General features: G+C 46.6%; 13 protein-coding genes, 1 tRNA gene and 1 riboswitch. Of the genes, 8 read left to right on the top strand and 6 right to left on the bottom strand.

The window, feature by feature from the left end:
- Window positions 1-55 precede the first annotated feature (55 nt).
- Together Q4A84_RS08210 and Q4A84_RS08205 are read left to right on the top strand one after the other, a co-directional pair.
- Window positions 56-811 carry a class I SAM-dependent methyltransferase gene (locus tag Q4A84_RS08210; RefSeq protein WP_303088497.1) on the top strand — a complete coding sequence of 252 codons (756 nt, stop codon included), beginning with the start codon at window positions 56-58 and terminating at the stop codon, window positions 809-811.
- Between the two features lie 3 nt (window positions 812-814).
- Window positions 815-1,081 (top strand): glutaredoxin, encoded by a 267-nt coding sequence (locus Q4A84_RS08205; protein ID WP_303088445.1) that lies wholly within the window; start codon window positions 815-817, stop codon window positions 1,079-1,081.
- A 123-nt stretch (window positions 1,082-1,204) separates the two neighbouring features.
- Here Q4A84_RS08205 and Q4A84_RS08200 read toward each other — a convergent pair whose 3' ends face one another.
- The 3 genes from Q4A84_RS08200 to Q4A84_RS08190 all read right to left on the bottom strand — a co-directional run bounded on the left by Q4A84_RS08200 (window position 1,205) and on the right by Q4A84_RS08190 (window position 2,748).
- Window positions 1,205-1,612: a DUF4440 domain-containing protein gene (locus tag Q4A84_RS08200; RefSeq protein WP_303088444.1), complete on the bottom strand. Its 408-nt coding sequence runs from the start codon at window positions 1,610-1,612 to the stop codon at window positions 1,205-1,207.
- A gap of 76 nt (window positions 1,613-1,688) precedes the next feature.
- Window positions 1,689-1,763 (bottom strand) — tRNA-Arg (locus tag Q4A84_RS08195).
- A gap of 10 nt (window positions 1,764-1,773) precedes the next feature.
- Window positions 1,774-2,748 (bottom strand): polyprenyl synthetase family protein, encoded by a 975-nt coding sequence (locus Q4A84_RS08190; RefSeq protein WP_303088443.1) that lies wholly within the window; start codon window positions 2,746-2,748, stop codon window positions 1,774-1,776.
- Between the two features lie 217 nt (window positions 2,749-2,965).
- On the opposite strand from Q4A84_RS08190, the gene rplU reads away from it, so the two are divergent.
- Together rplU and rpmA are read left to right on the top strand one after the other, a co-directional pair.
- Window positions 2,966-3,274 carry a 50S ribosomal protein L21 gene (rplU, locus tag Q4A84_RS08185; protein ID WP_107854342.1) on the top strand — a complete coding sequence of 103 codons (309 nt, stop codon included), beginning with the start codon at window positions 2,966-2,968 and terminating at the stop codon, window positions 3,272-3,274.
- A gap of 27 nt (window positions 3,275-3,301) precedes the next feature.
- A complete protein-coding gene (rpmA, locus tag Q4A84_RS08180) occupies window positions 3,302-3,574 on the top strand; it encodes a 50S ribosomal protein L27 (protein WP_303088442.1) in 273 nt (90 codons plus the stop codon).
- Between the two features lie 124 nt (window positions 3,575-3,698).
- Here the strand turns inward: rpmA and Q4A84_RS08175 are convergent, their stop codons facing one another.
- Both Q4A84_RS08175 and queF read right to left on the bottom strand, forming a co-directional pair.
- Window positions 3,699-4,394, bottom strand: coding sequence for a 7-cyano-7-deazaguanine/7-aminomethyl-7-deazaguanine transporter (locus Q4A84_RS08175; protein WP_303088441.1), 696 nt, complete (start codon window positions 4,392-4,394; stop codon window positions 3,699-3,701).
- Window positions 4,395-4,407: 13 nt separating this feature from the next.
- Window positions 4,408-4,881, bottom strand: coding sequence for a preQ(1) synthase (queF, locus tag Q4A84_RS08170; protein ID WP_303088440.1), 474 nt, complete (start codon window positions 4,879-4,881; stop codon window positions 4,408-4,410).
- Window positions 4,882-4,885: 4 nt separating this feature from the next.
- Window positions 4,886-4,929, bottom strand: a riboswitch (PreQ1 riboswitch).
- Between the two features lie 317 nt (window positions 4,930-5,246).
- Here queF and Q4A84_RS08165 point away from each other — a divergent pair.
- The 4 genes from Q4A84_RS08165 to Q4A84_RS08150 all read left to right on the top strand — a co-directional run bounded on the left by Q4A84_RS08165 (window position 5,247) and on the right by Q4A84_RS08150 (window position 10,082).
- Window positions 5,247-5,741 carry a MarR family transcriptional regulator gene (locus Q4A84_RS08165; protein ID WP_303088439.1) on the top strand — a complete coding sequence of 165 codons (495 nt, stop codon included), beginning with the start codon at window positions 5,247-5,249 and terminating at the stop codon, window positions 5,739-5,741.
- A 78-nt stretch (window positions 5,742-5,819) separates the two neighbouring features.
- Complete coding sequence (locus tag Q4A84_RS08160) at window positions 5,820-7,211, top strand: efflux transporter outer membrane subunit (RefSeq protein ID WP_303088438.1); 1,392 nt, start codon at window positions 5,820-5,822, stop codon at window positions 7,209-7,211.
- Window positions 7,212-7,360: 149 nt separating this feature from the next.
- Window positions 7,361-8,488 (top strand): HlyD family efflux transporter periplasmic adaptor subunit, encoded by a 1,128-nt coding sequence (locus Q4A84_RS08155; RefSeq protein WP_303088496.1) that lies wholly within the window; start codon window positions 7,361-7,363, stop codon window positions 8,486-8,488.
- 67 nt (window positions 8,489-8,555) lie between these two features.
- Window positions 8,556-10,082, top strand: coding sequence for a DHA2 family efflux MFS transporter permease subunit (locus Q4A84_RS08150; RefSeq protein ID WP_303088437.1), 1,527 nt, complete (start codon window positions 8,556-8,558; stop codon window positions 10,080-10,082).
- Between the two features lie 60 nt (window positions 10,083-10,142).
- Here the strand turns inward: Q4A84_RS08150 and thrB are convergent, their stop codons facing one another.
- Window positions 10,143-11,060 carry a homoserine kinase gene (gene thrB, locus Q4A84_RS08145; RefSeq protein WP_303088436.1) on the bottom strand — a complete coding sequence of 306 codons (918 nt, stop codon included), beginning with the start codon at window positions 11,058-11,060 and terminating at the stop codon, window positions 10,143-10,145.
- Window positions 11,061-11,261 lie beyond the last annotated feature (201 nt).

Raw genomic sequence — 11,261 nt, 5'->3', positions numbered from 1 at the left:
TTGTCTGAAAAATATTCGATGATGTTTTGCTATAAGGGTAAAAGGAAAATGGATGATTCCTTTGATTTGTTTAACTGATGCAGAAGAGTCGCTCGTACGGCGTGCGGAGTCTTTCGGCCTGTCGCGACAAAAAGAGCCGCCCCAACAAGGACAATATGTGTTGGCTGATGCGAAAGGGCTGGCTTTGTGCAAGGTTGGTGAGAAAGGGCGGGTACGGGTCGATTTTACCGAGGGCGTGGCTCATTATCGGCGAACTAAAGGTGGCGGCGAATTGTTGGCGCGGGCTGTTGCTCATACGACCTCGCCTGTGGTGTGGGATGCTACGGGCGGATTGGGGCGGGATGCTTTTGTGTTGGCCTCGCTGGGGTTGCGAGTGAGGGTATTTGAAAGTAATCCCGTTGTGGCTTGCTTGTTGGCCGACGGTTTGGCGCGGGCGGCAAAAGAAGATGAAACGGCCGATATTGTGGCGAACATTTTTTTGCAGGCCGGAAATGCAATTGAACTGATGCCCGCTGCGGCTAGAGAATATGGCGCTCCGGATGTAGTGTATTTGGACCCAATGTATCCGGAACGGCAAAAGTCTGCCGCCGTGAAAAAAGAAATGGCTTATTTTCATGATTTGGTTGGGTTGGCTGATGACGAGGCAGCCTTGCTGTGTACGGCACGTGAAATCGCTCGGAAACGGGTGGTGGTGAAACGTCCGCGTTTGGGTCTGTTTCTGAATGGAGAACAGCCTGCTTATCAATATACCGGCAAGAGTGTCCGTTTCGATGTTTATCTGCCGTTTCAGCCGGTTAATCGGGAGGATTAAAATATGACGAATTTTTATTTTTTCAGCAGTTTGTGCCCGGATACGCCGGCGTTTGATGTTGCTTTGCAAGAGGTCGGCGTGGAGTATGAGGCAATCGACATCACGCAGAGTATGAGCAACCTGAAGCGTTTTCTGCAAATGCGCGATACGGCGGATGCTTATGCCTCGCGAAGGGGGACGGAGTCGGTAGGTGTACCGGTGTTGGTTACTGCCGACGGAGAATATTTATTTTCGCCTGAAGCTTTAAACAGTCGTTTCGGTCAAGGGTAAGTTTCAGCGAAGTGTTGTTTTAAGAAATGCCTGTCTGAAAATGTGTTTGCTTTGTTTTCAGACAGGCATTTTATTTTGTTGTTAAACTTTATAACCGTGTTGGTTTTCAGCGCTTATCAGCATTTATTCGCTTAGCTTTCCTTGTGTGCGCAGGGTTTCGATAGACGCAACGGAGGCCGGCGTGCCTTGATGATAAAGCAGTTGCCAGTTTTCGTTATCGTTTATCCAGATGGATGAGCGCCAAGTGTAGGCGGTTTGGCCCGTGGCATCAGTGAGAGCGGACAGGTAGGTTAGTAGAGCTTGTCGGGGTCCGAGCGGTTGCAAGGCATGGTGAAACGAACGGGTGGGCGGTGCCTCGGTGCAGCCTGACAGATAATTGATAACAGTTTCCCGCGAGTAAGGGTTGCCGGACTGGCCGATTTCGTGAAATTGAGGGTGTAACAGCGCGTGCAGGCGCTCAACCGGGCATAAAATGCTGTGATGATGCAGCTCGGTTTCCAGTTCGACCAATTGGGCTAACAGGTGTTGCATAGGCTGGTTTCTCCTTACTTTTGTTTGAATGGATAATAAAGGCTGTCTGAACTTTTTCAGACAGCCTTGTACATAATGGCCTCGCCGACAGGAATCGAACCTGTATTTTACGCTTAGGAGGCATACGTTCTATCCGTTGAACTACGGCGAGAGAAAGCGTATTAAGAGATGCGTGCCAGAGATTCTTCAGCTAAAGCACGCATGGCTCGAGTTACTTCGTTGTCAGCCAATTGGTCAAGGCAGGCAGTGGCTTGGTTGACCGCAATGCGAGCCTGCTCGGCACAATAAGCCAATGCATCGGAATGAACAACGTAATCATGAATTTTTTCAAAATAACTGCGGTCTGCGTGTTGCAGTGCGTTGCGTATGTCTGCCGCTGCTTCCGCGCTGCCTTGCCGCATCAGGTAGATGAGCGGCAACGTTGGTTTGCCTTCAGCCAGATCGTCGCCCACATTTTTGCCAATCTCAGCCGTGTCACCCGAATAATCCAGAATGTCGTCGACAATTTGAAAAGCAGTACCGATATACATGCCATAATCTTTCAGTGCTTGCTCCTGTTCGGCAGATGCACCGGCCAGAATCGCGCCTACTTGAGCGGCGGCTTCGAATAATTTGGCGGTTTTATATTGGATGACCTGAACATATTCTGCTTCGGTAATATCGGTGTTGCCGATATTCATCAATTGCATGACTTCGCCTTCCGCGATGATATTGGTTGCGTCTGCCATCACTTCCAATATTTTCATGCTGCCGGAGCCGACCATCAGCTGAAAGGCTCTTGTATACAGAAAGTCGCCTACCAATACAGCAGCGGCATTGCCGAAAAGATTATTGGCGGTTTTTCGGCCGCGGCGCAATTCGCTTTCGTCTACCACATCGTCATGAAGCAAAGTGGAAGTATGGATAAATTCCACCATGGCTGCGAGTGAATAGAGCTTATCATGGTCGTAGCCCAAGCATTTCCCTGCCAAAATGGTAATAATCGGACGCAGGCGCTTGCCTCCGGCGCTGATAATGTAGGTGCCGATTTGTGAAATCAGCGCCACTTCCGACTGTACCGCCCGGTTGATAACAACGTTGACGCGGCTTAAGTCGGACTCAAGATTTTTTTGGAAATAAGGCAGGTTTTCGAGCATGATGAGTTTTCGGTTTCGGCATTGACCCCGCAGCACAGGGTTTCGGCAGTATTCAAATACAGCGCGCAATTATATCAGCAACCTTCCCCGATTGCATTAAAGAGGCTTATCTTGCGGATTTCAAATAAATCTTTGACAAAATCTGTCAATAAGAATAAAATTTCTGGTTCTGTGTTTTAGCGCAGTATTTTTCATTTAAAATCTCATGGAGTTGAGTATGTACGCGGTCGTAAAAACCGGCGGCAAACAATATAAAGTTTCCGTTGGCGAAAAATTGAAAGTAGAACAGATACCAGCCGAACTCGACAGCCAAATCGAACTGACCGAAGTTTTGATGATTGCTGACGGCGAATCTGTAAAAGTAGGCGCTCCTTTTATTGAAGGCGCAAAAGTAACGGCTAAAGTGGTTGCACACGGTCGTGGCGAAAAAATCCGCATTTTCAAAATGCGTCGCCGCAAACACTACCAAAAACGCCAAGGCCACCGTCAGAATTTCACTCAAATTGAAATTGTGGCCATTGCTTAATTTTTAATCTTTAAGGAGTAAACACACATGGCAACTAAAAAAGCTGGCGGTAGCTCTAAAAACGGTCGCGATTCAGAAGCCAAACGCTTGGGCGTTAAAGCCTACGGTAACGAGTTGATTCCCGCAGGTTCCATTATTGTGCGCCAACGCGGCACCAAATTTCATGCAGGCAACAATGTGGGTATGGGTAAAGACCACACTCTGTTTGCAAAAGTAGATGGTTATGTAGAATTCGCCGTTAAAGGCCGATTAAACCGCAGAACCGTAAGCGTTCGCCCTTATACCGGTGCTGACGAGTAAAACACTACGATTTCTATAAAAGCAAAACCTGTTTGAGTTCAAACAGGTTTTTTCTTGACAATGCCTGTCTGAAATTATTTTCAGATAGGCATTGTGCTTTTTGAGTGTAATCGTTTATGCCGATTCATTTTTCACGGAAAACGGTTGGGTTTGACGCTGGCGACGGGTGTAGTGTGGTTAGTTTCTTAACCAATAGGTTCAAGATGAAACCGTATGCGGGTAAGAAGAGCAGGATGCAAATCACCAGTTTGAACAGATAATCGACAAAGGCGATTTGCGGCCAATTGGCGGCCATAAAGGGGTCGTCGCTGGCATAAAAGGCAACAGCAAAAAACAGCAGCGTATCAATCGCATTGCCTGCAAACATGGAAGCGGTCGGTGCGCACCACCAAGCTTTTAAACGGCGCAGTTTGTTGAATACGAAAATATCCAGCAGTTGGCCGACGGCATAGGCCGAGAAGCTGGCTAAAGCAATACGAAAGACGAATAAATTGAATAACAATAAGGCCTGCCAGCCGGTCCAAGTGCCATTTTGAAAAACAACCGAAACGACATACGACAACAATAATGCGGGAAGCATTACCCAGAAAATAATGCGGCGAGCCAAGCGCTGGCCGAAAATCCGTACTGTCAGATCGGTGGTCAGAAAAATGAAAGGGAAAGTTAGGGCGCCCCAAGTAGAGTGAATTTCATAGCCGTTTGGTAAGGTAATAGTAAATGGAAATTGCACCAGATAATTACTGATGGCAATGATGCCGATGTGAAAAAGAGCCAGCCATTGCAATGCCTTGCGCTGTTGCGCAAGAGAAAATTCATACATATTTTTCCTTCGGTTATTGCATGTCGTGGTTGAATAAGCGGGTTTGTGCCAGCTCTTCGAACCGTGAACCGGGCTTGCCATAATTGGCAAACGGATGAATGGCTATGCCGCCGCGCGGCGTGAATTCGCCGAAAACTTCGATATATTTAGGCTGCATTAAGGCAATCAGGTCTTTCATGATGATGTTGATACAGTCTTCATGAAAGTCGCCGTGATTGCGGAAACCAAAAAGATAGAGTTTTAGCGATTTGCTTTCCACCATTTTGACATCGGGAATATAACGGATATGGATAGTGGCAAAATCGGGTTGGCCGGTTATGGGGCAGAGGCTGGTAAATTCAGGACAGGTGAATTTAACGAAATAATCATTTTCCGGATGTTTATTGTTGAATACTTCCAAAATGGCAGGCGTGTAGCCGTTGGGGTATTGGGTTTTCTGGCTGCCTAGTAAGGTAATGCCGCCCAATTCGTCGATTTGTCGGGTCATTTTTGATTCCTTAGTTTTTTAATGTGGGAGTTTGCGAACCACAGGGAAGGGCTGTATTTTAGATTAACCAATAGATTTTGCAAGGAATTATTTTTACCAAACCGAGCCGGCAGGTTTGTTTGAAACAGGATAATCAGAATGAGTAAGTCAGGTGGTTTTCGATAAGCGGATATATAAATAAGATTAAAGGTTTTGTTAAAAAAAAGTAAACCGTTTGATAGAAAACTAAGGCCGTATGTCGTGATTATTGGCAAAAATAATATACAGTAGTTAGTATCGCTACATCAATAAAGTCAGGCGTGAAATTCAAAATATAAACACGCTTAGCATATTATTTCATACCGATACAAGACGAGAGCATTATCATGAGTTTTTCCCAAACCGGGCTGGTTAAAGCCTTAAAGAAATTATCCGAGCAATTGCCTGATTTTTCCGAGCGTGAAGCGCATATCATGCGTCTGCTGCGCATTACATCGGATCGTTTGAGCAGCCGCCAAAACGAACTGTTGAAAGAATACGGCATTAATGAAAACCTATGGTTTGCTATTTTATCCGTATACATCAGTCCTAATCATGAAATTTTACCTTCAAGGCTGAGTGATCTGATGGATTTGACTCGGACGAGTGCGACGCGCCTATCTGATGAAATGGTCGGACGCGGCTGGATTGAGCGGAGTATGAATGAAAAAGACCGCCGTCAGATTGTATTGAAACTAACTAAAGCGGGCGAAGATTTCATTAAAGAAGTACAACCTTATATGAATAAAGGTTATGCCCCTTTATGGAAAGACTTCAGTAATGAAGAATTTGATCAATTGCAGTTATTATTAGGCAAAGTTCTGACCAGTTTGGGTGTATAATTTGCATCCGGCAGTATTTTGGATGAAAGGCTGTTGTTATGATAGTATCGTAGCAGCAGCTTTTCTTATAGGTTTGAGATGAAAGTAAGCAATATAAAATCCAGTTTGGGGATAATCGTCTTATGTTTGCTGGCCGGTTGCGCCAAACCGCTTGCAGAGGTGCCGTTGGCCAGCCCTTCCGTGCATCCGCTTCCTGAGGGGCAGACTTTTGCCGCCCGTGAAAACTGGTGGTTGGCTCTGAAAGATGCGCAGTTGAATCGGTATGTTGAGCTGGCTTTGAAAAATGCTCCTTCATTGCGCAACGCACAGGCGCGTTTTGATCAGATTCAGGCGGAATTGGGCATATTGGATGCTGCGGATAAAGCACAAGTGGGTATCGGTGCAAATGGCGTCGGTACTTTGCTTTCCAAGCGGCCTCCGTCCAGTTTTGCTCAGTCTGACCGTAGCTTATTGTTGGCTCAGGCTGCAGTGCAGGCGAAGTGGTCGTTTGATTTTTGGGGTAAAAACAAAGCACAGATAGAGGCGGCGTTGGGGCGGCAGAACGCTGTTCATTATGAAGCAAGGCAAACGGAAATTTTATTGGCCAATGCGGTGGTGGCTCAATATTTTGCTTGGCAGAATATGTGTTCGCAACAAGATATTCTGAACCAGCGTATTGATAATTCAAAACAAATCGAGAAATTATTGCAAGACCGCATCCGAGCCCAGATTCTGGCGCCTTCTGCTGTTTATGCGCAGCAACAAGCCGGCCAGCAATTGATGTTGGCGAAACAGAAGTTGGATCAGGAAGCGGAGCGTGTACGGCACGGTTTGGCGGTGTTGATTGGTCAAATGCCGAATGCTCTGGATGGTAAAAAGCCTTTGCTTATGCCGGAGGTGCCGAATGTTCGGGTTGATGGTTTGAAGGCTGACTTATTGGGTAAGCGTCCTGATATTGCGGCCCAGCGGGAATTGCTGAATATGCGCAGTCAGAATATTCGGGCGGCTAAAGCTGATTTTTATCCGAATGTCGAGTTGAAGTTCTTGGCCGGCTTGTCGCATATTGATGCGTTCAATCTGGTGCGCAGTAATTCTGGTATGCTGGGTGCGCTGCCTTCGGTTAATCTGCCTATTTTTACTGGGGGGGCGTTGCGTTCGCAGCTGGCGAAGCGGCGTGCCGAATTTGACGAGCAGGTGGCGGTGTATGACCAAACGGTGTTGGACGCGATGAGAATGGCAGCTGATGCGATTAGTGATTATCAAAGTTTGAAAACGCAATATGCTATGGCGCAACAGGTTGCAGAAATCGGCCGTAAGATTTCGGCCAGCGCATTAAGGCGGGTAACAGCCGGTTTGGAAAACAAAATGGCTTATTATCAGAAGCAGGATGGCGTGTTGGCCCAGCAATCGGCGCTTTCCGATAAACAGATGCAGGTATTGGTTGCGTGGAGCAATCTGCATGCGCAGCTTGGCGGTGGTTTTGAAGAATAGTACGATGATTCGGCGTTTTCAGACAGGCATTCTATAGCCTGTCTGAAAATCTGCTCGGTTAACAGATAAAATGAATATAACGGGTAATACCAATGAGTAATGCAGAAAACGAAGCCTTACCGATAGAGAAAGCAAAGCAAATTAGAAAGATGCCCAGTCGTCGCAAGCGTAACCTGACCCTGTTGACTTTGTTGTTTATTGTGGTGGCTTTAGGGTTTGCCGTGATGTATTTTCTGGTTTGGCAACATGAGCAATCTACCGATGATGCTTATGTGGCGGGGTATTCGGTGCAGATTACGCCCCAAGTGGCCGGAACGGTACGCAAAGTTACGGTGGATGATACGGAAATCGTGAAAAAAGGGCATGTTTTGGTCACGCTTGACGATAGCGATTACCAGCTTGCTTACGAACGGGCTCAAAACGAGTTAATCCAAGCCATTCGCCAGAATAAACAGCAAACGGCGGTAAGCACTCAGAGTAAAGCGGAAGTCTTGGCTCGTAAAGCTGATTTGGCTAAAGCACAAGTTGATTTGCGTCGTCGCGAATCATTGGCCGGAACCGATGCTGTGTCAGGTGAAGAATTAAGTCACGCAAGGGCTGCGGTGGTTCAGGCTCGGGCGGCTTTGAAGGCGGTGGAGGCAGAGCGTGAATCGGCTCAGGCGGCTTTGGGTAAGAATATTCCGCTGCGGCAACAACCGGCGGTGCAAACGGCTGTTAGCCACATTAAAGACGCTTGGTTGAATTTGCAGCGCACTCAAATTCGGGCGCCGGTTGATGGTCAGGTGGCTAAGCGCAATGTGCAGGTAGGCCAGTTGGTTGCGGCGGGTACGCCTTTGATGGCGGTGGTGCCGGTTAATGATTTGTGGGTGGATGCCAACTTCAAGGAAGTGCAATTGAGCAAGATGCGCATCGGGCAGCCGGTAACCATGACTTCAGACGTGTATGGTAAAAAAGTGGTTTATCATGGCAAAGTGATGGGTCTTTCTGCCGGTACCGGCAGTGCGTTTTCTTTATTGCCTGCGCAAAATGCCACCGGCAACTGGATTAAAGTCGTGCAACGTGTGCCGGTGCGTATCAGCTTGTTGCCTAAAGAGTTGGCGAACAATCCTTTGCGTGTGGGTTTGTCAATGAATGTTCAAGTCAGCACCATCGACAGCAGCGGGCCGCTGATGGCAACGGCAGCACGTAAGAGTCAAGAGGAGCCGGAAAGTGATGCGGTTGATTGGGCTCCGGTGCAAACATTGATCAATCAGGTGTTCGAAAAGTATTCAAAATAAATTTTCAGACAGGCATGAGGGTAAACCTAATTAATGCCTGTCTGAAAACATTCAGGCTGTTATTCTTATGAATTATCCCCCTTTGCAAGGCCTTAAGCTGGTTTTAATCACGCTTTCCCTGTCGCTGGCCGTTTTTATGGAAGTATTGGATTCTACGATTGCCAATGTCGCGGTGCCGGTTATCGCCGGTGATTTGGGTGCGGCTACAACGCAAGGAACGTGGGTGATTACTTCGTTTGCAGTGGCTAACGCGATTTCCGTGCCTTTGACGGGATTTGCAGCGAGGCGCTTCGGCGAAGTAAGGGTGTTTGTTGGGGCGGTGGTTGGTTTTGTCGTTACGTCGTGGCTGTGCGGAATGTCGCATAGCTTGGAAATGCTTATCTTTTTCCGCATATTGCAGGGCTTGCTGGCAGGGCCGATGATTCCTTTGTCACAAAGCTTGCTTATGGCCTGTTACCAGCCTACAAAGCGTACGCAGGCATTGGCGTTGTGGAGTATTATGGTGGTGGTGGCGCCGATTTTCGGCCCTATTTTAGGCGGCTGGATTTCGGATAACTGGCATTGGGGTTGGATTTTCTTTATCAATATTCCTATCGGTATCGCCGCCGTGTTCATTTCTTGGCGCATTCTAAAAGACCGTGAAACAGAAATCAGACGGCAACCAATCGACAAAATCGGATTGGTGCTTTTGGTTTTTGGCGTCGGTGCGTTGCAAATGATGTTGGATCGGGGGAAGGAATTAGATTGGTTTGCGTCCTCTGAGATTATTGTTTTAGCGATAGTAGCTGTGGTGTGTCTGTCTTATTTCGTCGTATGGGAGTTGGGAGAACGAAATCCGGTCGTTGATTTGACTCTGTTTAAAGACAGAAACTTTACAGTAGGGGTAATTACCACTTCGCTCGGTTTTATGGTGTATATGGGCACTTTGGTATTGCTGACCATGGTGCTGCAAACTCAAATGGGCTACACCGCAACTTGGGCTGGGCTGGCGGCGGCGCCCGTTGGTATTTTGCCGGTATTGTTGTCTCCCGTTATCGGTAGATTCGGAGGGCGGCTTGATATGAGGATTCTGGTTACCATCAGCTTTATCGTTTTTGCTAGTTGCTTCATGTGGCGGACCGATTTTTATGCCGGTATGGATTTTCAAAACGCATTATGGCCGCAGTTTTGGCAAGGGCTTGGTGTGGCCATGTTTTTCATGCCGTTAACCACCATTACATTGTCGCGAATGCAAGGTTATATGGTGGCTTCTGCCAGCAGCTTGTCAAATTTTTTGCGTGTTCTGGCAGGCGGTGTTGGTACGTCGATTTCAACTACGTTATGGGAACGGCGCGAAGCACTACATCACACCCGTTTAACCGAATATGTGAATCCTTATTCTGATGCGAGCCAGGCGGCAATAAGCAATATGATGAAAGCTGGTATGACGCAAGAGCAAGCCTATGCCAGCTTGACCCGCTCCATCTCCCAACAAAGTTTTATCATTAGCTCGAATGAAATATTTTGGGCTGGGGCTTTACTATTTTTAGGGCTAATCGTCATAGTTTGGCTGGCTAAACCGCCTTTTGCTTCAGGTGGCGGTGCGGCACATTAGTTCAGCCTTTTCTATTAAATAGGCCTGTCTGAAAAATGTTCAGGCAGGCCTATTTATTATTCAATGTATCGATAATAAAAGGTTACGGAAAACATTCGGATCCTTAATGAAAGTCATTTCTCCTTCATGAGGAAAGTGGAAATCCAATAAACGGGACACCCAAAAACGAACACAACCTGCCCGTTGGGCAGTCGGAAAATAAGCACGCTCTTCGTTAGTAATCGTCCGGATGCTTTCATACCCGTTTAAAAAAGCAGATTTCAATTTCTTATCGATAACATTGTCTGCAGTTCGAGCCCAATCGTTAATCGCAATAGCCAAGTCATACATGAAATTACCGTCGCAGGCATAGTAAAAATCAATAAACCCTGCCACTTCATCGCCATTTAATAATACATTGTCTTTAAATAAATCCGCATGGATAATCCCGCGTGGCAAATGGTCGTTTGGGCAAGCATCAAGATACGCGATTTCAGATTGCAATAATTCCGCATCGTGTGCATCTAATACAGGTAGCAATTGTTTGGCAGATGTCTTCCACCATGAAGCGTAGCGCGGGTTTTCCATGTGCATAGGAAAAGACTGGCCGGCCAGATGCATCTGAGCCAACATCGCACCCGTGTTGTAACATTGTTTTTCCGTTGGCCAGCTTGTATCCCCTCCGTTTAAGCAGCTAACAATACAGGCAGGCTTTCCCGCAACAACCGAGTCAAATCGACCGTCTTTACGTCGAAGCGGTGTCGGGCAGGCAACCCCTAGGTTGCTCAAATGCTGTTTCAATAGTAAGAAAAAAGGCAACTCATCCGGTTTCAATACTTCAAAAACCGTTAAAACAAAACGGCCTGTCGAAGTGGTTACAAAATAATTACTGTTCGTCACACCTTGGGCGATTCCCTGTAAAGAAATAAAATCGCCTAAATCATAAAGTGCCAGCAAGTCGCGCATCTCATCATCGGAAACACTAGTATAAACAGACATTTTTACGCCTATAAAATTAAATGGAAATAAAATTTCAGCGCATCATACCAATAAAACGGCTTGTAAGCGAAAAAATCAATTTCTTAATTCTTTGATAAAGACAAATTTGAAGAGAAAGGTAGTATGTGAAAAATTTGATTTCTGAGAAACAAAATGCTGTTGTTAAACAAAGGGATTGATTATTTTGTGGTGGTTTATGTG

This window comes from Neisseria sp. (assembly GCF_030527965.1).
Classification (GTDB): domain Bacteria; phylum Pseudomonadota; class Gammaproteobacteria; order Burkholderiales; family Neisseriaceae; genus Neisseria.
This window is presented reverse-complemented; position numbering and strand designations above follow the sequence as displayed.